The sequence below is a fragment of the Streptomyces sp. DSM 118878 genome, from assembly GCF_052936595.1.
On sequence record NZ_CP193622.1, the window covers coordinates 6,427,411 to 6,449,777 of the forward strand.

A 22,367-nucleotide genomic window follows, 5' to 3' on the forward strand; every position below is an offset into this window, starting at 1 on the left:
TCACCAGGGGTGTTAGGTGATCCTAAGTTAGGTTAACCTAACTTCTATGCTGTGGAAGGACGCTGAGTCTTCGATGACCGAACCGAGCGCTCGCCTCGTACTGCTTGCCCCCGAGCGTCTGGCGGCGGTGCGCCGGCGGACCGGTGACCACTCCGACCGGGCCATCGCCGAAGCGTGCGCGATAGGCCTGTCGTACTGGGCGACGGGCCGCTCTCCCGACGGCATCGACCTCGCGCCCGGCACGCTCTTCGCCGACGTCCTGGCCTGGGCGGACAACGGCGGCACCGGAACCGGCGGTTGGCCGGTCGGTGACGACGGCCGGAGCATCGCCGTCCCCGAAGGCGTCGACCTCGCCGACGCGCAGCTCGCCCTCGACGACCTGGCCGACTTCCCCGACAGGACTCTCGGCACCATCGGCCCGTCCGGCCCCGCGGCCAGGCTCGCGGCCCTCGCCGAGTGGAACGACACCGACGCCGAGCGGGTCCGCCCGACCATCGTCGAGATGTTCCGCGAGCAGGCGCGGACCAGGCCCGACGCCATCGCCGTCGTCGACGAGCACCGGTCCCTGACGTACCGCCAGGCGGCGGAGCGCTCCGCCCAGCTCGCCCACCACCTGATCGCGCGCGGGCTCACCGCCGAGCAGGTCGTCGGCATCTCCCTCGGCCGCTCGGCCGACATGGTGATCGGGCTCCTCGGCGTCCTCCAGGCGGGCTGCGCGTTCGTCCCGCTCGACCCGCAGTGGCCCGCCGCGCGCCGCGCCGTCGTCATCGAGGACGCCCGCGTCGTCCTCCAGCTCAACGCCTCGGGCGAGCACGCCCCTGACGAACCGGAAGCCGTGGCCGTCGACCTCGGCGACTGGCGGTTTTGCGACCACCCCACCGAGGAGACGGGGATCGCCGCCCCCGGCGACTCCCTCGCCTACGTCATCTTCACGTCGGGTTCGACCGGACGCCCCAAGGGCGCCATGATCCGTCACGCGGCGATCAGCGAGCGCCTGCTCTGGCAGGTCGACGAGATCCTCGGCTTCGGCCCCGACGACGCCTCGCTGTTCAAGGCGCCGCTCTCCTTCGACATCTCCATCAACGAGATCTTCCTGCCCCTGGTCAGCGGCGGCAGGCTCGTGGTCCTGCGGCCCGGCGGCGAGCGCGACCCGCACCACCTCCTCGCCGTCATCGCCGAGCAGCGCGTCACGTTCACGTACCTCGTCTCGTCGATGCTCGACGTACTCCTGGAGATCGCCGGCGACTCCGACGCGCTCGACAGCCTGCGGCACGTGTGGTGCGGCGGCGAGGTCCTCACCTCGGAGCTGTACGACCGGTTCCGCACCCGCCTCGACATACCGATGTACCACGGCTACGGCCCCGCCGAGACGACCATCGGCGTCTCCCACGTCATCTACCGGGGCGCGGCGGAACGCCTGTCGACCTCGATCGGCAGGGCCAACCCCAACACGCAGCTGTACGTACTCGACGACGAGCTGCGCCCGGTACCGGTCGGGGTCGGCGGCGAACTGTACGTGGGCGGCCTCCTCCTGGGGCGCGGATACGTCAACGCGCCCGGCCTGACGGCCTCCCGGTTCGTGGCCAACCCCTTCGCCGACGACGGCTCCCGGCTCTACCGCACCGGTGACCTCGCCCGGTTCGCCCCCGACGGTTCCCTCGACTTCCTCGGCCGGGCCGACAACCAGATCAAGATCCGCGGCATGCGCCTGGAGATCGAGGACGTCGAGGTCGGCCTCGCCGAACACCCCGCGGTACGGCACACCTGCGTCGTCGCCAAGAAGAACGCGGCGGGCGGCACCTACCTCGTGGGGTACGTGATCCCGGCCGCCGGGAGCGAGGACCTGCGGGCGGACGCCGTCAAGGCATGGGCCGCCGAGCACATGGTCGAGTACATGGTGCCCGCCCACGTCGTCGTGGTGCCGGAGTTCCCGCTCACCGCCAACGGCAAGGTCGACCGGCGCGCCCTGCCCGAGCCGGTCACCGAGGCGGCCGCGCTCGCGCCCCCGTCCACCGAGAACGAACGCGTGGTCTGCACGGCGGTCGCGGAACTGCTCCAACTCGACGAAGTCGGCGTCGACCAGGACTTCTTCGCCCTCGGCGGCGACAGCATCCTGGCGATCTCACTGCTCAGCGCGTTGCGCGAGGCAGGTCTCTACGTCACCGCCCGGCAGATCTTCACCCACGGAGTCGTCGGCGCCCTCGCGGCCGTGGCGAGCCGCGAGGACGTCGCCACGGTCGACCACGGCGACGTCGCGACAGGCCCCGTCATCGGATCGCCCGTCGTGCAGTGGCTCGGCGAGACCACGGACGCGATCGACGGCTTCGTGCAGTCGGTGGTCCTGAACACCCCGGCGGACCTCACGGCGGACGCCCTCGACGACATCCTCGCCGCGGTGGTCCGCCGCCACGACATGCTCCGCGCCGAGCTGGTGTGCGGCGACCGCTGGAGCTTCGTCATCCCGTCCGCGGAACGGGCCACGGCGAGCTGGCAGGAGAGCGGCCTGCCGCTGGAGGAGTGCGTCGAGCTCGCCACCGAGGGGCTCGACCCGGAGGGCGGCGTGATGCTGCGCGCCGTCTGGCGCCGCGCGGCCCGCGAACTGGTCGTGGTCGTGCACCACGTGGTCGTCGACGGTGTCTCCTGGCGGGTCCTGATGGAGGACCTGGCCACGGCGTGGCGGCAGGTCACCGTGGGGGAGACGATCGAGCTGCCCCCGGTCACCACGTCGTTCCGGCGCTGGACGCAGCTCCTCGAACGCGCCCCGTTCGACGCCGACCGCGACCACTGGCTCCGCCCCCTGCCCGGCGCGGACGAGCCGCTTGGCAGGCGTCCGCTGACCGGGGCCGACACCGTGGCGAACGAGCGGCTGCGTACCGTCTCCGTGGGCCCCGAGGTCACCGCGGCACTCCTCGGCGAGGTCCCCGCGAAGTTCCACGCGGGCGTCAACGACGTCCTGCTGACCGCGCTGGCCGTCACCCTCGCCCGGTGGCGCCGCGACCTCGGCCAGGACCAGACGTTCGCGCACATCGAGCTGGAGGGGCACGGCCGCGAAGGGCGGTTCGTGGCCGACGCCGCGGGCTTCGAGCCGGAGCTCTCACGGACCGTGGGCTGGTTCACCACACTGTTCCCGGTGACCGTGGACCCCGGCGCGACGGACGACTTCCGGGCGCCCGCGTACCTGGCGGCCGCGCTCAAGGCGGTCAAGGAAGACCTCGCCCGCGTGCCCGCCAACGGCCTCTCCCACGGCGCCCTGCGCTACCTCCACGGGACCGGCTTCGACACGCCCGCACCGCAGGTGCTCTTCAACTACCTGGGCCGCTTCGACGCGGGCGCCTCGGGGGAGTGGCAGCTCACCGGCCCCACCGGGCAGTTGGGCGAGAAGCGCGACCCGAGGATGCGGCTGCCGCGCGCCCTGGAGTTCAACGCGATCGCCGAACCCGGCGCGGACGGCGGCGATTACGAGCTGGTCACCACCGTCTCCTGGCCCGACGGCATGTTCACCGACGACGACATCACGGTCCTCGGCGGCTACTTCCGCGAGACCCTCGCCGCCCTCGCCGCGCTCGACCAGGGCGGTCACACCCCCAGCGACTTCCCCCTCGTCCCCCTCACCCAGGCCGACGTCGACGACCTGGACGGACCCGCCCTGCGGGACATCCTGCCGCTGACGCCGCTCCAGGAAGGCCTGTACTTCCACTCCGTCTTCGACGACGACTCGGCGGGCGCCTACGTCGAGCAGCAGCTCCTCACGCTGGACGCGCCCGGCGGCGAGGTGGACGCCGACCGGCTCGCCGCCGCGGCCACCCGGCTGCTCACGCTCTACCCGAACCTGGCCGCCCGCTTCGTGGCCCTGGCCGACGGCCGCGTCGTCTCCGTACTCGACGGCGGGGTCCAGGCGCCCTTCACCACGCTGGAGCGCCCCGGCATCACCGACGACGAGATACGCGCGTACGCCGAGAGCGACCGCCGCGCCGGATTCGACCTGGCCACGGGACCGCTGATGCGGTACACGCTGATCCGCGCAGGAGCCGGCAGGAACGTCCTGGTGCAGACTGTGCACCACATCATCGCCGACGGCTGGTCGGTGCCACCGATGCTCCGCGCGCTCCTCGCCGAATACCACGCGCCGGGCAGCGTGTACGCGCTGCGCGGCTTCCCCGACTACGTGAAGTGGCTCGCCGGACGCGACGACGACGAGAGCGACCGGGTCTGGGGCGAGGAACTCGCCGAACTGCCGGGACCCTCCCTGGTCGCCGAGGGCCACACCCCCTCCGACCGGTTCGCCGACACCGCCGTGGAGCCCGCCGACGACATCGACGCGGCCGTACGCGCGGCCGGTGTCCCGCTCAGCGTCGCCGTGCACAGCGCCTGGGCGGTGACGCTCGGCGGCATCCTGCGCGGCACGGACGTCGTCTTCGGCTCCACGGTGTCCGGCCGCGACGCGGACGTGCCCGGCATCGGCGACATGGTGGGCCTGTTCATCAACACGGTCCCCGTGCGCGCCCGCTGGACGGCCGGCACCACCGCACGCGACCTGCTCGCCTCGGTGCGCGCGCACCAGAGCGCGGTCCTGCCGCACCAGCACGTCTCGCTGGCACGCATCGGCCGCCGGGCCGGCGCGGGCAACCTCTTCGACACCCTGGTGGTGTTCGACGTGGCGACCGACGTCGCCGACCTGCGCACGCCCGACGCCGGACTGGCCGTCACCGACATCGTCAACGAGGGCGCCCCGCACTACCCGCTGACCCTGGTCGTGGAGCGCACGGCCGACGGCGGGCCGCGCTTCAACCTCATCTACGACGGTGAACTCCTGCGGGAGACGTCCGCCCAGGAGATCCTGCGGACGTTCACCGCGACCCTCACCGGCCTGCTCACCCGGCAGGACGCCCTGGTCACCGAGGTGGTGCCCGAGGACGCCCGGCACCCCGAGCCCGTCACCCGCACCACCCTCGGCGCACTGTTCGACGCCGCCGCCCGCCGCGATCCGGCCGCCACGGCCGTCACCCAGTGCGCCCTCGACGGGGGCACGAGGTCCCTCTCGTACGGCGAACTGGCGCACGCGAAGGACGCCTTGGCCGCGCGGCTGCGGGCGGCCGGGGTCGGCCCCGGCAAGCGGGTCGCCGTCGCCGTGCCGCGCTCGGTCGAACAGGTCGTCGCCCTGGTCGCGATCGTCGCCGCGGGCGGCGCGTACGTACCGCTCGACCTGGCCTACCCGGACGAACGCCTGGAGTACGTCCTGGCCGACGCGGCCCCGCAGGTCGTGCTCGTCGAACGCGAGCAGCAGGACCGTTTCACCGGACTCCTGGCCAAGGCCGGCGTACCGGCGCGCGTGCTCGTGCAGGGGGACGAGCTGCTGCCGGAACCCGGCGGCGAGGCAGGGCAGTCGGTGCAGGCCGGGCCCGACGCCGGATGGCACGACCCCGCCTACGTGATCTACACCTCCGGGTCGACCGGGCGCCCCAAGGGCGTCGCCGTGCCGCACTCCAGCGTGGTGACGCTGCTCGCGAACACGCGGCCCGACATGGGCTTCGGGCCGTCCGACGTGTGGGTCCAGTTCCACTCCTTCTCCTTCGACTTCGCGGTCTGGGAGCTGTGGGGCGCGCTGACGCACGGCGGTGAGCTGCTCGTGCCGGAGTACGGGCTCACCCGCTCGCCCGTCGACTTCCACCGCCTCGTCCGTGAGCGCGGGGTGACGGTGCTCAACCAGACCCCGTCGGCGTTCCACCGGTTCATCGAGGCCGACCGGCACGCGGACGAGCCGGTCACCTCCCTGCGCCGGATCATCTTCGGCGGCGAGGCCCTCGACCTCGGACGGCTGCGCGGCTGGGTCGAGCGGCACGGCACCGCGTCGCCCGAGCTGGTCAACATGTACGGCATCACCGAGACCACCGTCCACGTCACCCACCGGGTCCTCACGGACGCAGACTTCGCGCCCGGCGACGACGTCAGCCCGATCGGCGGGCCGATCCCGGGCCTGGTCACCCATCTGCTCGACGACCGGCTCAGGCCGGTGGCACCGGGACAGGTCGGTGCCATCTACGTCGCGGGCGACCAGGTGGCGCTCGGCTACCTGGGCAGGCCGGGGCTCACGGCCGGCCGGTTCGTGGCGAACCCCTTCACGGGCGACGGATCGCGGATGTACCACACGGGCGACCTGGCCCGCCGCACGCTCGACGGCGAGCTGGAGTTCGTGGGGCGCGCCGACGACCAGGTGCAGCTCAAGGGCTTCCGCATCGAGCTCGGCGAGGTCGAGTCCGCGATACGGGAACTCGACGGCGTGGTCGACGTGGCCGTCACCGTGGCGGACAGCGGCGATCACCTGGTCGCGCACGTCGTGGGCCGGGCGCCCTGCGACCTCACGGCCCTGCTGGCCGCGAAGCTGCCGGTGCACATGGTGCCGGGGCGCGTACTGCCCATCGACGTACTGCCGTTGACGGTCAACGGCAAGCTGGACCGCAAGGCGCTGGCCGCGCGGGCGGCGGAGGACGACGTTCCGCAGGGCGCTGCCTCGCCGGACGGAGCTTCGGGTGCCGTCGGCGGCTCCGCGCTCGCCGCGCTCGTCGGTGTCTTCGCCGAAGCCCTGCCCGGCGCCTCCGTCGACGACGACACCGACTTCTTCGCGGCGGGGGGCGACAGCATCGTCGCCATCACCGTGATCAACCGGGCCAGGGCACTCGGCCTGCCGATCGCGCCGCGGGACGTGTTCCTGTGCCGGACGCCGCGCGCGCTCGCCGAGCGGCTGGCGTCGAGCGCGCCCCGGCCCACGACGCCCGCCCCCGTACGCTGCCGCGAGGACGGCCCCGTGACGCCCACGCCCATCATGCTGCGCCAGCGCGAACTGGGCGGCACGCTGGACCGGTTCGCCCAGGCCAGAGCGGTGCGCGCCCCCGAGGGCACCGGGTACGCCGACGCCGTGCGCGCCGCGAACGCCGTCGTGGCCGCCCATCCCGCGCTCCGGCTGCGGCTGCGCGTCGAACACGGCGTGTGGTCCCTGCGTACGGAACCCGCCGGCGACGTCACGGTCGTACGAACGGCGGCCGCCGACGTGACGTCCGCCGCCGACGAGGCGGCCGGGCGGCTCGACCCCGTGGCCGGGGGCGTCGTCGCGTTCTCGTGGCTGGAGGCGAGCGGGACCCTGGTGGTGACCGCGCACCACCTCGCCGTCGACGCGGTCTCCTGGCTGATCCTGCTCGACGACCTCGCCGCCGCCCTGCGCGGCGAGGACCTGGCACCGCCGACCACGTCCTACGCCGAGTACGCCGAGGCACTGGCGGTAGCGTCCACGCAGGCCACCGAGGACCTCGGGGAGTGGATCAGCACGCTCGAGGCGCCGGCACCGCTGCCCGCGCCGGGCTCGCTCCGCGAGACCACGGCCGTGCTCGCGCCCGAGGTGAGCGACCGCGTGACGCGCACCGCGCCCGCCGCGCTCGGCCTCGGCCTCACCGAACTGCTGTGCGGCGCGCTGCGGACCGCGCTGACCCACGTACAGGAGTCCCCCACCGACCTCGCGGTCGATCTCGAACGGCACGGCCGGGTCCCGGCACTCGACCACCACGACTACACGCGCACCATCGGCTGGTTCACCGCCATCGCACCCGTGCGGCTGACCCCGCACACCGACCCCGTCGCGGCGGCCCGCGAGGTCGCCGAACGCCAGCCGGACGAGCGCGGCCACGCGACGTACGGCCGGCTCAGGTACCTCAACCCGCAGACGGCCCCGCTGCTCACCGCCCAGCCGCAGGTGCTGTTCAACTACCTCGGCAGGGGCGGCGAATCCGACGTGCCGCGCATCACCGGCGGCGACCGGAACAGCCCGTACGCCGTCGAGGTCAACGCCTGGACCGACGAGGCGACCGGCAGCCTGCACGCCGAGTTCACCCTCGCCGACGGCGTGCCCGACGAGATCGTCCAGCACTGGCTGAGCGCGCTCGAACACCTCGCGGACACCGCGGAAACGGCCGAGCGCACGGCGCCGGTCACCCCGCTCCAGCGCGGCCTGTTCTTCCAGGCCCAGATGGCGGGCACGGCGGGCCACTACGTCGCGCAGAGCTGGTTCACCTTCGACCGGCGCCTCGACACCGACGCCCTGGCCGAAGCCATGGCGCACGTCATCGCCCGTCACCCCGTCGTGGGCGCGGGCTTCGCGACGGACGACGACGGCAATCCCGTACAGCTCCTCAAGGCGGGCCGACGCGTCGACGTCCGTACGGTGTCGCTGTCCACCGAAGCCGAGGTCGACACGCTGCGCGCCCGGGACCGCGACACGGGCTTCGACCCGGCCGAGCCGCCGCTGATCCGGCTGACCGTCGTCCGTCTGCCCGAAGGACACGACGGCCTGCTGCTCAGCTACCACCTGCTGCTCTGGGACGGCTGGTCCCGCGAGATCGTGCTGCGGGACCTCTTCGACGCGTACGAGGCCGTCGTCGCGGGCGAGCCGCTCGACGCCTCCCCGGCCACGCCGGGCTTCGAGGAGTACGCCCGCACGCTGGACGCCAAGGACTCCGCCGCGTCGGAGCGCTTCTGGGCGGAGCACCTGGCGGGGCTCCCGGGCCCGACGCTGCTCGCCGGGCCCACGCCGTCCCTCTCGGACGACCTGCCCGACGCGCTCGTCCACACGCTCTCCGCCGAGCAGTCGCGACTGCTGCGGGAAGCGGCCAGGACGCACGGCGTCACGCTCAACTCGGTGCTGACCGGCGCCTTCGGGCTGCTGCTCGGCGCCCGTACCGGACGCGGTGACGCCGTGTTCGGCGTGACGGTCTCCGGCCGCGAGGGCGAGGGCCTCTCCGAGGTCGTCGGCGTACTCCTCAACACCGTGCCCATGTGGACCCGGGCCCGGCCCGGCGACACGGTCGGCGCGTATCTGTCGGCCGTGCAGAGCGCCAGGGTCGAGGCGATGGAGCACGAGCACCTCGGCCTCGGCGAGATCCAGCGGGCCAGCGGGCACGACACGCTCTTCGACAACCTGTTCGTCCTCCAGAATTTCCTGGACATGGACGCGTTCGCCGCGATGAACGCCCGGCACGGCATCACGTCCGTCAAGGCCGACGATTCCACGCACTACCCGTACACCTGGGTCGTCACCCCCGGCGAGCGGCTCACGGTCAAGCTGGAGCACCGCGACGGCGACACCGCGAGCGCCCGGCGGCTCCTCGACGACTACCTGCGCGTACTCCAGGACCTCGCCTCGGCGGCCGGTCCCCTCGGCGCGCTGCCGGGGCTCGCCCCCCGGCCGGAACCCGGCGAGCGCACCGACGTCGGGACGGACACCGTGGTCGACCGGTTCGACCTGGCGGCGGACCGCGACCCCGAGCGGACCGCGCTCGTCGCGCGGGGCGGCACCATGACCTTCGCCGAGCTGCGCGACCGCAGCCGGGCGGTGGCGGGCGTCCTTGCCGGGCGCGGCGTCGGGCCGGAGACGACGGTGGGCCTCGCGGTCCCGCGCTCGCTCGACTCGATCGTGGCGCTCTTCGCCGTGCTGCGCGCCGGCGCCGCGTACGTACCGCTGGAGCTCGACCACCCGGACGAGCGGATCGCGGCGATCGTCGCGGACGCCCGGCCGGACGTGATCCTCACGGTGAGCGGCGTCGCACCTCGGCTCACGGGGGAGGCTTTCGGCGTGTGCGACCTGATCGAGCTCGACCGGCCGCTGCCGGACGCCGAGCCCTGTGTGACGTTTGCCCCGGATGATCCGGACCGGCTGCGGCACCCCGCGTACACGATCTACACCTCGGGATCGACCGGGAAGCCCAAGGGCGTCGTCACCGAGTACGCGGGCCTCACCAACATGCTGGTCAACCACCAGCGGCGGATCTTCGAGCCGGTCCTCGCGGAACACCCGGGCCGGGTCTTCCGGATCGCGCACACCGTGTCGTTCGCCTTCGACATGTCGTGGGAGGAACTGCTCTGGCTCGCCGACGGCCACGAGGTGCACATCTGCGACGAGGAACTGCGCCGCGACGCGCCCCGCCTGGTCGAGTACTGCCTCGAACACGGCATCGACGTCATCAACGTGACCCCGACCTACGCCCAGCAACTGGTCGCCGAGGGCCTGCTCGACAACCCCGCGCGGCGGCCCGCGCTGGTCCTGCTCGGCGGCGAGGCCGTCACCCCGACGCTGTGGCGGCGCCTCGCCGAGACCGAGGGAACCGTCGGCTACAACCTCTACGGGCCCACCGAATACACCATCAACACCCTCGGCGTCGGCACCTTCGAGTGCCAGGACCCGGTGGTGGGCGTGGCGATCGACAACACCGACGCGTACGTACTCGACCCCTGGCTGCGGCCCCTGCCGGACGGCGTGCCGGGCGAGCTGTACGTGGCGGGCATCGGCATCGCGCGCGGCTACCTCGGGCAGCCCGCCCAGACCGCGCACCGCTTCGTCGCCTGCCCGTTCGGCGCACCGGGCGAGCGCATGTACCGCACCGGCGACCTCGTGGTCCGGCGGCCCGACGGCAACCTGATGTACCTGGGCCGCACCGACCAGCAGGTCAAGATCCGGGGCCACCGGGTCGAACTGGGCGAGGTCGAGGCCGCGTTCGCGGCGCACCCGGCCGTCCGGTTCGTCGCGGCCGTCGCGCAGCCCGATCCGCAGGTCGACGGCGCGTACCGGCTCGCCGCCTATCTCGTGCTCGACGGCCTCGACCTCGCGGCGGTCGCCGCCGAGGTGGGCGCGGGGCTCCCGGACTTCCTGCGCCCGACGCACTACGCCCAGGTCGACGGCATCCCGCTGACCGTGAACGGAAAGGCCGACACGAAGGCACTGCCGGAGGCCAAGCCGCTCGGCGCGCTGACCACGGCGGCGGAGCGCGGCCCGGAGACCGAGACGGAAGAACTGGTCTGCGAGTTCTTCGCCGAAGCCCTGGACCTGGACGACGACGAGGTCAGCGCGGTGAGCGACTTCGTCTCCCTCGGTGGCCACTCGATGCTCGCCGTACGGCTGATCGGCCTGCTCCGACGGGAGTACGGTCCTGTGGTCACCATCCGAGACCTGTTCACCCTGCGAACCCCGGAAGCGATAGCGCGCCACCTCGATGACAACGCAGACACCCACACCCGTCACCCCGGCCCCGATGACAACGACAACTGACACGGGGCGGCCCGGCGCGGGGTCCCCCCACATCCTGCGGACCGCGCTGCGCCGCAACCGCGCCGCCATGCTCTGGGGCACCGTCCTCATGGGCCTCTACCAGGCCGGCGAGACCGCCTTCCCCATCGCGCTCGGCATGATCGTGGAGCACACGATGCAGGGCGAGCGGAGCCTCGGCGCGCTCGCCCTGTCGATCGGCGCGCTCGCCGTGATCATCACGACGGTCTCGCTGTCGTGGCGGTTCGGCATGCGCATCCTCCAGAAGGCCAACACGACCGAGGCGCACCGCTGGCGCGTACGGGTGGCGGCCTGCGGGCTCCAGCCCGTGGCCAGGGACGTCGACCTCAAGTCCGGCGAGATCCTCACCATCGCCACCGAGGACGCCGACCAGACGGCCGACATCATCGAAGTCGTGCCGCTGCTGATCAGCTCGCTCGTCGCGGTGGTGGTCGCGGCGGTCGCGCTCGGCCTCGCCGACCTCCGGCTCGGCGCGCTCGTGATCGCCGGAACCGTCGCGATCCTGTCGATCCTCAGCGTGATGTCCCGGCGGATCGGCGCGAGCACGAAGGAACAGCAGGCCCGCGTGGCACGGGCGGGCGCCAAGGTCGCCGACCTGATCACCGGCCTGCGCCCGCTGCACGGCTTCGGCGGCAACCACGCGGCCTTCCGCTCCTACCGCAAGGTCAGCGCGGAGGCGAAGCACCAGTCGATCACCGTCGCCAAGGTGAACGGCGTCTACGCGGGCACCGCCCTCGCTCTCAACGCGGTGCTCGCCGCCGCGGTGACCCTGACGGCGGGCTGGCTCGCCTTCGAGGGGCAGATCACCATCGGCGAGCTCGTCATGGCCGTGGGCCTCGCGCAGTTCATCATCGAGCCGCTCAAGCTGTTCTCCGAGATGCCCAAGTACGTGATGATCGCGCGCGCCTCGGCCGAGCGGATGGCGCTGGTCCTGTCCGCACCGCCGGTGGCGACACCGGGGGAGGAGAGCCCGGCCGCGGGCGGGGACCTCGACATCGACGGCGTCGAGTACGGGACCCTGCGCAAGCTGCGGTTCAAGGTGGCCGCGGGCGAGTTCGTGGCCATCGCCGTCTACCAGCCGCGGGCGGCGGCCGACCTCGCGTCGGTCCTCGCCCTGCGCGTACCGCCGGAATCGTACGAGGGTGTCGTGCGGGTCAGCGGCAAGGAGCTCACGGACCTCTCGGTCGAGGCGGTCCGCGAACACCTGCTCGTGAACCCCTACGACGGGGAGATCTTCGCCGGCACGCTCCGCACGAACATCGACCCGTCCGGCACCAGCGGCATGGTTCCCGAAGCCGTCGAGGCCTCCATGCTGACGGACGTCGTCGCCCTCCACCGCGAAGGCCTCGACCACGGTGTCCGCGACCGTGGCTCGAACCTCTCCGGCGGGCAGCGCCAACGCCTCTCCCTGGCCCGCGCCCTCGCCGCCGACACCGACGTCCTCGTTCTGCACGACCCGACCACGGCCGTCGACGCCGTCACCGAGCAGCTCATCGCGCGCAATGTCGCGAAGCTGCGGAGGGGACGGACGACCGTGGTGCTCACCAGCAGCCCGGCGCTGCTGGACGCGGCCGACCGTGTCCTCGTACTCGATGACGGTGCCATCACCGCCGAGGACACTCATCGCAATCTTCTCGCGTCGGACGAGGAGTACTGCTCGGCGGTGGCGCGGTGACTTCCCTCAGCTGAGCGTCCAGGCGACGTCCCTCAGCAGGGCGTGCCGCCAGCCGGCACGGTCGTGCCCGGACGCCGACCGCGAGACGCGCACGGTGGCACCGGCCCGCCGGGTCAGGTCCTCGGTCAGCTCGCAGTGGGGGAGCATACGGGGCTCGTGCTCTCCCAGATCGAAGGCTATCCGCAGGCCGGACAGGTCACGCCCGTCGAGCCGCGCAGCGATGGCACCACCGGTCCGGCCGCTCAGGGGGGCGGCCGGGCGGTCGGTCGGGGGGCCGGCCTGGGGGTCATCCATGGGGTCGGCTCGGGGGCCGGCCGCGGGGCCGGCCGCGGGGCCAGCTACGGGGGCGGCCGGAGGGGTATCCGCGGGGGCGGCCGGGGGGTCGGCCAGAGGATCATCCAGTTCCATGGCCTCGGGCGACCACCAGAACGACCCGGACTGGCAGGCGACGCGCGAGACCAGCTCCGGGAACTCGATCGCCGCGTACATCGCGCTCAGCCCGCCGAGGCTCTGCCCGGCCACCACGAGCCGGCCCGGGTCGGCGGGTATGCCGGACTCCGCCACCAGCGGCAGCAGTTCGTCCCGTACCGCCTCCCACAGCTCGGGCCGGCAGCCGAACTCGGCCTCCCGGTCCTTGCTCGGCAGGAAGACCAGGGTGACGGGCGGCATCTCACCGGCCGCGAAGGCCGAGTCGAACGCGGTCATGGCCGGGTGCAGGTACAGCCAGTCGTCGCCGTCGAGCAGCAGCACCACCGGACCACCACCGCCCACCGGATGCACGCGTACGGTGCGCCGGCCCCCGAGCCGTTCACTCGCCCAGCGAATCCGGGCGCGCGGCACGGGCAGGACGTCGTCGGGACCGACGGTCGGCCAGTGCGGCTGGGCGGGGGCGTCCGGCGTCGCGGCGATGGACCGGTCACCGCCGGCGCCGACCGGATTGAGCGGGTCGGCGTACGCCTCGCCGCCGACGAGGAACCGATAGGTCACGCGAAGCCGCGCCGGCATGCGCACTTCGGCGTACCAGCAGTCCGTGCCGCCCCACTGGCGCAGGGGGACGGGCTCCAGCAGGCTCTCGAAGTCGATGAGGACCGGGGAGGCGGCCCGTGTGGATGGGGAGGGACGTCCACGCCACAGGAAGAGCGTTCTCCAACCGCCGCCGTCGTCGTCGGGTACGGGGATCGAGACGGGGGTACGCGCCGCCGCCCAGAATTCCTCGGTACCGGGGGCGCCGGGCAACCCGAAGTCGGCGAAGGCGGGCTCCGTGGCGGGGCACATGAACGTCTCCTTGTGAGCGGGAAAGGGGAGAGGCTAAGCTCGCTTTAATTAGGGGAGCCTAACCTAATATGCTCATCACATGCTGGCCATGCAGTGAGCATGACGGCGATCAATGGCTTGCCTCCGCGGGCAGGTTCGGCCATGGTCGCTCTTCAGCGAAAGCTGAGCACACGCACGTGCGTACACGTACACGTGGCACACGTGTACGTGTACGCACAGGCACGGCACGGCACGGCACAGGCAGATCGAACGCATACGCATCACGTCGGCGCGGCCCCAGGGCCCGTCGGACCCGAGGAGGAACCGACGCATGAGCACCAACCCCTTCGATGACCCCGAAGGCCGTTTCCTGGTCCTGGTGAACGACGAGGGGCAGCACTCGATCTGGCCTTCCTTCGCCGAGGTGCCCGGGGGCTGGACGATCGCCTTCGAGGAGAACACCAGGGACGCGTGCCTCGAATACGTCGAGACCCACTGGACGGACCTGCGTCCCCGATCCCTCGCGGCATCCATGGACAGCTGAGCACCTGAGTTCTCCCGAGTTCTCCCCGGCGCGGTGAGGGAGGGGGAGAGGGGGGCCGGCTGAGCGGGCGTCAGCAGCGTCGCGCCGGCCCGCGGGTCGTGACATACCGGCCCACGGGCCGGCCGATATTCCGGAGGCACCCCGTTGATGCTCTGCACCAGGCTGACGAACGCCCGCTTCCTCACCATGGACCCGGACCATCCCGTAGCGCATGACCTGGGCATCTGGCGGGGCCGTGTCGCGGGGCTCGACGAGGCCGTGACCTCGCTGCCCGCGCGCGAGGTGATCGACCTTCAGGGCGCGACCGTGCTGCCCGGGTTCATCGACGCCCATGTGCACCTGGCCTGGACCGGGCTCAAGGAGAGCACGCCGAGCATTGCGGGCCGCACGCGCGTGGACGATGTGCTCGCCGTCGTGGAGAAAGCCGCGTCCGCGACGCAGGCGCCGGCCGGTGCCTGGCTGAACCTCGTCGGCTACGACCAGCGGGCCCTCGGCCGTCATCTGACCGCGGCCGAACTGGACCGGGTCAGCCACGGGCGCAAAGTGTACATACTGCACGACTCCGGCCACGGCTGCGTCGTCAACTCCGCCGTCCTGGACCTCCTCCCCGCGGACCTCCCGCACGAGAACGGCTTCCTCGCCGAGGGCGCCATGGGTGCCGCCCGCGCGCTGCGGCTGCCGTACTCCCAGCAGGAGTTGGCGGAGGCGATCGGCATCGCCGCCCGCACGTGCCTGTCCGAGGGCATCACCGCCTGCGCCGAGGCCGGCATCGGCGGCACTCTCTTCGGCCACAGCCCGGTCGAGCTGGGCGCCTATCAGCTCGCCCGCGAGCAGGGTCTGCTTCCGCTGCGGACGCAGCTCATGGTCTCCGCCGAGTGTCTGCGCCCGGTCGCCGCGCACGAGGCCGACGGCATCCCGCGGGCCTTCGGCCTCGGCTTGCGCTCCGGCTTCGGCGACGACCGACTCTCCGTGGGCGCCCTGAAGATCTACACCGACGGCGGCATGATGGCCAGGACCGCGGCGCTCAGCGGCCCGTACGAAGGCCTTGGTCATACGGGCCAGTTGCAGGACGACCCGGACGTGCTCGCGGACATGATCGTGGATGGGCACCTGGCCGGATGGCAGCTCGCGGTCCACGCGATCGGCGACCGCGCGGCCGACATCGCCCTGGACGCCCTGGAACGGGCCCAGCGCCTCCGACCGCGGCCCGACGCCCGGCACCGCATCGAACACGCCGGCCTGATCCGTCCCGACCAACTGCCCCGCTTCGCACAGCTCGGCGTCAGCGCGGTCGTCCAGCCCAACTTCCTGCGTTACTTCGGCGACGACTATGCGGCGATCATGGGCGAAGCGCGGGCGCCATGGCTCTATCGAGGCAGGGGATTCCTCGACCACGGCGTCCCGGTCGTCGGCAGCTCCGACCGTCCGGTCGCGGACGGTTCCCCCCTCCGTGCCGTCCAGTTCATGGTCGAGCGCGCTTCGGAGTCCGGAGAGGTCATCGGCCCGGCCGAGGCCATGACGGTGGACGAGGCCCTGCACGCCTACACGGTCGCCGGCGCCCACGCCTGCCACTGGGAGAACAGCCTCGGCACCCTCACCCCCGGCAAGCGAGCCGACCTGGCGGTACTCGGCGACGACCCCCGGTCCGTGGACGTGTCCCGCATCGGGAACATCGAGGTGGCCGCAACGTACGTCGATGGGCGGGAGCCGGCGAACTCTGGATCGCACTAACCTCCGGAAACCCGCCCACGGCTGCGTCCACATCTGTGTCCGCGTCTCCGTCCGCATCTGCGTCCGACCCTGCAACCAAAGCCGCAACCAAACCCGCAACCAAACCCGCAACCACAGACTCACTTGGACCCCCGCATGAATCCTTAACTTAGGCAAGGCTAACCTTGCTTCGATTCTGTTCGTGGAACCGAGGAAGGAAAGCCTTGATCACGGCTACGCCGCGCCCCGCCCCGACATCCTTCGTACGTGCGGCCCGCGAGGAGGATGCCCCCGCGCTCGCCGCCCTGTCCGAGCCCTTCGCACGCTCAGGGGCGCTCCGAGCCCGGCCCGCATCCCTCTACGCCGCGCAGGCGGCCGACTTCCTCATACTGCAAACCCCCGCGGGCGAGATCGAAGGCTGCGTGGGCTTGAGCGTCCACGCCTCCGGCTCTGTGTCCGGCTCTGCGTCCGGCTCCGCCGAGAACCGCAAGCCGGCCGGAGTCCTGTACAACTTCTGCGTGGCAGGCCACCGGCAAGGCCGCGGCGTGGGCGCCGAGCTCCTTCGCGCCGCCTTGCACGTGGCGCACGCCCAGTCCCTCAACGCCCTGTTCACGGCCACGACCGGCGACGGCAACCTCTTCATCCGCCACGGCTTCACCCTCACGTCGGCACCGCTGGCCCCGCCCTCCTGGGCAAAGTCACTCGACCCTCGGCGCAACGCACAGGTTCTTGTACGGGCGTTGTGATGTCGCGGTGTCGCGGTGCCGCGATGCCGGGAGGTCGTAACACCGTGACGTGGTGACGCCCGTGGGTCGCGATGGATGTGGGCTCAGGGGCGGCGCCACGGTGGCGTCGTCCGGCTGGTGCTGGTCGTCAGGGGCCGACGGCAGCGGCGTTGGCGGGACTGGCGGAGTTGGCTGGGTTCGCCCGGGCGTTGCCTATCAGGGTGGTGACGTCGCCCCTGGGGTCGGGGACCACGGTGGTGCCGGGGCTGATCTCGTCGAGAACGCCCCGCAGTACCGCGTGCGGCACACGCCCATCAAGTACGTGCGCCTTGCGTACACCCCCGCGCACTGCCCGCAAGCAACCCTCCATCTTGGGTAGCATCCCGCTGGCCAACCCCGGCAGCATCGCGTCCAGCGCATCGGCCGTCAGGTGCTTGATGACGTCGGTGCTATGCGGCCAGTTCGCATACAGCCCCTCCACGTCGGTGAGCATGACCAGCCTCTCGGCATCGAGTGCCACGGCCAGGGCCGACGCGGCGAGATCGGCGTTGACGTTGTAGACCTGCCCGTCCTCACCGCGAGCCACGGGGGAGACCACCGGTATGTGCCCCTGCTCCAGGAGCGTGCGCACCATGCCCGGGTTCACGTCCACGATGTCGCCGACGAGGCCGAGGTCGACGGGCCGGCCGTCCACCCAGGCCGCCCTCCGCACCGCCGTCATGGTGTGCGCGTCCTCGCCCGTCATGCCTACGGCGAAGGGCCCGTGTGCGTTGATGTGCCCGACCAAATCCCTCTGTACTCGGCCGGTCAGAACCATCCGCACGACCTCCATGGTCTCCGGAGTGGTCACCCGCAGGCCCGCCTCGAAACGGGTCTCCAGGTTGAGCCGGTCGAGCATCGCGTTGATCTGAGGTCCGCCGCCGTGCACGACGACCGGACGCAGGCCCGCGTGCCACAGATCCACGATGTCCTGGGCGAACGACCGCTGAGAAGCCTCGTCCACCATGGCGTGACCGCCGAACTTCACGACGACCGCGCTGCCTTGCAGTTCCTCCGGCCGTTTCCCCGCGGAGGGATTCGAGTCCGGATGTGACACCAGCAGGCGGAAGCTCTCTCCGTCGGCGTCGGCGTCGGCGTCGGCATGGTCAATTGGTCCGGCCGTCGCGGCCTGTTCGGTCATGGTCCCCGTCTTCTCTCGCGGTGTCTGTGCGTAGCCTTCGTGCCGTCCACGGCCCGCCCTATGAGACATGCCGCCCGTTCATGTTTCTTAGGTAAGCCTAACCTAGCTAATGGTAGCCCTGGCGGATCACCTCTCTCTCGTGACGTGTGCGAACAGCGGACGACGGTGGCGGTGATGTCGCCTGCCATGCCCCCATGCAACACGACGGGTCTGACATCCGGTTGAGGCTGTGGATAACCCTTGGCGTGCCCCTGTCCAGGGTTATCCACAGCCTCAACCGGAGCCTCGACTTCCGGGGCAGAGTCGGCGCATGACGAATCACAGCGAAGCAGCCGGCCCGGTCGAGCCCGACGAGCCGATGAGGGTCGGCGAGCCGATCGCGCCGGAGAAAGCGATGAGTGTGGGCGACCCGGTCGCACTCGACGCGCCGACACATACCGGTGACCCGCTCGACGAGCCCATGGTCACCCTGCGAACCCCGGCCGAACTGGCGGACGCCTTGCCGTATTTGCTCGGCTTCAAGCCGGAGGAGAGCATCGTGCTCATCGCCCTGCACGGCGAGCGCGGGCGGTTCGGTGGACGTGTGCGGCTCGGTATCCCCGAGCGCGCGGAGGACTGGTCCTGCGTCGCTGATCAGTTGGCGCAGTGTCTGGTGAGCGGTTGCGAGCGGCGGGGTGACCGCCCCGACGGCATCGTCGCCTTCCTCTGCCGCGAGCCCGGCGCCGGGGATTCCGGACAGCAGGTCGTGGAACACCTGCGGCCGCTCGCGCAGCTACTGCGCACGGCCTGCGGCGCCCTGGAAGTACCGGTGTTCGAGGTCGTGTGCATCTCGGACGGCCGCTTCTGGACCTACTGCTGCCCGGACACCCGCTGCTGCCCGCCGGAAGGCATCCCTCTGCTCAGGCCTGGCACCTCGGTCCTGGCCGCCGCATCGACGTACATGGGAGTCCGAGTGGATGCCACGCAGAGCCAGATCAGGGGCCGGCTCGCGCCGTGGGTGACCGGCGGCGCGGTGGAGCAGGAGCGCGCACTCGACGCCGCGGGCCTTGCGCTCATCCCCAGGATGCTGAACGAGGAGGGCCACGAAACCGCGGAGGAGACGCTCGACCTGGCTCGCCGCATCATGGGGCGGTTGGCCGACGCCCCGCCGGTATCCGGCACGTCCGCCGAGGACGGCAGGGACGACGGACTGATCGCACACGACGAGGCCGCCGCACTCATCATCGGCCTCCAGGTACGTACGACGCGCGATCACGCCGCGGCCTGGATGGAGGGCGATGCGGCCCCCGCGGCCCTGCGGCTCTGGAGGGCGCTGGCGCGGCGCTGTGTCGGCGCGTACGCGGAGCACGCGGCGGCACCCTTGTCCCTCGCGGGCTGGGTGGCCTGGTCCCTCGGTGACCTCGTAGAGGGACAGGAGGCCCTGGACATGGCGCTGTGTGCCGACCCGGAGTACATGTTCGCCCTGCTGCTGCACCGCGCCTGCAACGAGGGCCTGGACCCGGAAGCCATCCGGCGCTGCCTGCGGAGCAAAGACGACGGTGGCACCTCACAAGCCGGAGCCTCCCAGCGGCCGGGGAAACCGGACGACGAATCAACGGACGACGATTCGCCCCCGCGCGCACCAGCCGAAAGCGGCGCCACCCGTCGGCGCCGCCGCCGTCGGCTGCCGCGCTCGGCTGGAACAGCCGACTCCGCTCCCCGTGGCAACACCCGCCCCTCCAGTGGTCCCGGCCAGGCGCAGCAGAACCGGTGGCGCATGGTCAGGCGAGACGCGAGGAACGGCCGATGAGCCCGCTGCCCGGATGGTCGCTCACCTTGGTGACACGTCTGTGTTCCGCGGTGGCGTCCATAAGAAATTGGCTCCATGCGGTCGGCTTCATGCTGTGGACGCGTGACTTGCGGTGGGTCGGAACCGTTCACCTGAGTGGCGGTATCAGTGGCCGTTGCAGGCCGCGGTATCACCCCCGACCTACCCGGGCCACGCAGCCAACGCCGAAGAAGCCGCCTCATGCCCCCTTCCGCTCCGTCTCCCGTATCCGACAGAGAGGGGCCCCAGCGGGACGCGCCGACCCCGGCTCGCTCGCCCGGCCCACCGGCCCCGGCAACGCGGCGCCCAGTCGGCCCCGCCGGTTCCGTCGAACTTCCGCCCGCGCATGCGTCCCTTGTCTGCGTGGCCCTACCCGCCCTCGTGATCTCCTCGGAACAGGGACAGTTGACCGGCCGAGGACTGGAAGGCTTCTACCGCGCGGGACGGCGGATCCTGTCCCGTTGCCAGGTGCGCGTGGCCGGTCGCGAGCCGGTCCCGGTGCAGGCCCGCATGGTCACCGCGGACAGTGCCCGCTTCATGGCGACGTTGCGTCTGCCGACCGGTACCGGCCCCGATCCGGAGATCGTCGTCGAACGGATCCGGCACGCCGACGGTACGGAAAGGATCACCCTGCGCAGTTCGGCCATGCGCCCCCTGCGGCTGCCCGTCGAGGTCGCGCTCGCCACGGACCTGGCCGAGCTCGGCGCGGTAGCGTCCGGCAGAGCCGGCCCGGAGCTGCCGGCCTGCGTACACGGCTCCGGCATGCGATGGTCGTCCGCTGCGGGCGACAGCCTGGTCACGGCCGACCCGGCACCTGTCGACGCCCTGGCCTCCGCCGGACTGCTGCGCTGGGAGGTGGAACTGCCGCCGGGCGGCTCGCGGAGCCTGGAGTTGCGGGTGCGATCCGTCGGCGCAGGACCTGCCCGCGCGGCAGGGCACGGCCCGACGCGTCCCCTCGCCGCGGCGAGGGCAGTCGGCGACGACGCCAGGGTGCAGCCACTCCTCGGCCGATCCGTCGAGGACCTGCGGGCACTGCTGCTGCGGGATCACGAACATCCCGCCGACGTGTACGCGGCTGCTGGTGCCCCGTGGCGCTGCGGACTCGCACCCGCCGAGGCACTGGTCGCGGCCCGCATGACGCTGCCGCTCGGGACCAGACTCGCCGTCGGCACGCTGCGCACCCTGGCCCGCGGCCAACTCACCGGGCCGGACCTGCGGTCAGGCATGATCCCCGGTCCGCTGAGGGACGCAGGGCCACACCTGCCACCCGACTGCACGGGGACCGAGGCGACCCTCCTCTTCCCGGCCCTCCTCGCGGAGGCGTGGCGTTGGGGGCTGCCGAGCGAAGAGGTGGAGGAGTTGCTGCCCGCCGCGGAGGGATGCCTGCGGTGGCTGCGCACCGCAGTGGGCGACAGAGCGTTCCTGTCGGACGCACAGCCGAACGGACCGGCGCGCTGCATCACCCAGGCTCACGCCCACCGGGCCGCGCTCCTCGGTGCGGACCTGCTCGACGCGTACGGCCGTGACGGCGTTGCCGAGCTGCGGCAGTGGGCCCAGTCGCTGCGGACCGCGTTCCGTGCGGAGTTCTGGGTGGAGGACCGGGCGGGCGGCCGACCGGCCCTGGCACGTCTGCCCGACGGGCGCCTTGTTCCGCACCTCACCGGTGGAGCGGCCCACCTCCTGGACACCGGCCTGCTCGGATCGGGAGTGCTCGCCCCCGGACTGCTCGACAAGGTCCGGACCGGACAACTGGCCCGGCTGCTCAGCAGCCCCGCCATGGACTCCGGATGGGGACTGCGCAGCCTGGGCGCGAAGGAGGTCGCGTACAACCCGTTCGGGCATCGGAGCGGAGCGGTCCGCGTGCAGGAGACGGCGGTCGCCGTCGCGGGGCTTCTCGCGGCGGGCCACGAGAAGGAGGCGAGCTCTCTGCTACGAGGCATGCTGTCGGCGGCCGAGAGCTTCGGCCACCGGCTGCCCGAGATGTACGCGGGGGAGCAGCGATCAGAGGGCGCGGCTCCGCTCCCGCACCCGGCCGCCTGCCGCCCCGCGGCCACCACCGCGGCAGCAGGGGTGCACGTCCTCGCGGCACTCGTCGGGATCCGGCCCGACGCACCGGCGGGCACGGTGACGCTGCGGCCCGTTCCCGGCGCCCCGCTGGGAGAGCTGGGCCTGACCTCGCTGAGTGTCGCCGGCGCCCCCTTCTCCGTACGGGTGAGCCGGCTGGGTCTGGTCATGGTCGAGGAAGCGGCCGACACACTGCAGTTGAGGGTGTGACCTGGCGACTATCGAGCCGGCCCCCGATGAGGGGCAGCCGGGCGGCCGCTGAAAACGGGCCGGTAAGCAGTGGACGGAGGAGATGTTTATCGTC

9 protein-coding genes are annotated in these 22,367 nt (G+C 72.1%); 7 read left to right on the forward strand and 2 right to left on the reverse strand.

Features of this window, described 5'->3' with window-relative positions:
* The first annotated feature begins 73 nt into the window (after window positions 1-73).
* Both ACRAKF_RS28595 and ACRAKF_RS28600 read left to right on the forward strand, forming a co-directional pair.
* Window positions 74-11,086, forward strand: coding sequence for an amino acid adenylation domain-containing protein (locus tag ACRAKF_RS28595; protein WP_447040410.1), 11,013 nt, complete (start codon window positions 74-76; stop codon window positions 11,084-11,086).
* Window positions 11,070-12,779 (forward strand): ABC transporter ATP-binding protein, encoded by a 1,710-nt coding sequence (locus ACRAKF_RS28600; protein WP_447040411.1) that lies wholly within the window; start codon window positions 11,070-11,072, stop codon window positions 12,777-12,779. Before ACRAKF_RS28595 ends, ACRAKF_RS28600 begins: the two co-directional genes overlap by 17 nt.
* 6 nt (window positions 12,780-12,785) lie before the next feature.
* Here the strand turns inward: ACRAKF_RS28600 and ACRAKF_RS28605 are convergent, their stop codons facing one another.
* On the reverse strand, window positions 12,786-14,054 hold the full coding sequence (locus ACRAKF_RS28605; RefSeq protein ID WP_447040412.1) for an alpha/beta hydrolase-fold protein: 1,269 nt from the start codon (window positions 14,052-14,054) through the stop codon (window positions 12,786-12,788).
* A gap of 310 nt (window positions 14,055-14,364) precedes the next feature.
* Here ACRAKF_RS28605 and ACRAKF_RS28610 point away from each other — a divergent pair, with 310 nt between their 5' ends.
* From ACRAKF_RS28610 to ACRAKF_RS28620, 3 genes are all read left to right on the forward strand, one after another.
* Window positions 14,365-14,577: an MbtH family protein gene (locus ACRAKF_RS28610; RefSeq protein ID WP_447040413.1), complete on the forward strand. Its 213-nt coding sequence runs from the start codon at window positions 14,365-14,367 to the stop codon at window positions 14,575-14,577.
* A gap of 147 nt (window positions 14,578-14,724) precedes the next feature.
* Window positions 14,725-16,308: an amidohydrolase gene (locus ACRAKF_RS28615; protein WP_447040414.1), complete on the forward strand. Its 1,584-nt coding sequence runs from the start codon at window positions 14,725-14,727 to the stop codon at window positions 16,306-16,308.
* Window positions 16,309-16,511: 203 nt separating this feature from the next.
* Window positions 16,512-17,033 (forward strand): GNAT family N-acetyltransferase, encoded by a 522-nt coding sequence (locus tag ACRAKF_RS28620; protein WP_447040415.1) that lies wholly within the window; start codon window positions 16,512-16,514, stop codon window positions 17,031-17,033.
* Window positions 17,034-17,160: 127 nt separating this feature from the next.
* Here the strand turns inward: ACRAKF_RS28620 and argB are convergent, their stop codons facing one another.
* Entirely contained in the window at window positions 17,161-18,192 is a 1,032-nt protein-coding gene (argB, locus tag ACRAKF_RS28625; RefSeq protein WP_447040416.1) for an acetylglutamate kinase, read from the reverse strand.
* Between the two features lie 310 nt (window positions 18,193-18,502).
* Here argB and ACRAKF_RS28630 point away from each other — a divergent pair, with 310 nt between their 5' ends.
* Together ACRAKF_RS28630 and ACRAKF_RS28635 are read left to right on the forward strand one after the other, a co-directional pair.
* Window positions 18,503-19,981, forward strand: a complete 1,479-nt coding sequence (locus ACRAKF_RS28630) for a DUF4192 domain-containing protein (RefSeq protein ID WP_447040417.1) — start codon at window positions 18,503-18,505, stop codon at window positions 19,979-19,981.
* A gap of 381 nt (window positions 19,982-20,362) precedes the next feature.
* The gene (locus ACRAKF_RS28635) at window positions 20,363-22,273 is read left to right on the forward strand and encodes a glycogen debranching N-terminal domain-containing protein (protein ID WP_447040418.1); all 1,911 of its coding nucleotides are present in this window, start codon (window positions 20,363-20,365) and stop codon (window positions 22,271-22,273) included.
* Window positions 22,274-22,367: the final 94 nt, after the last annotated feature.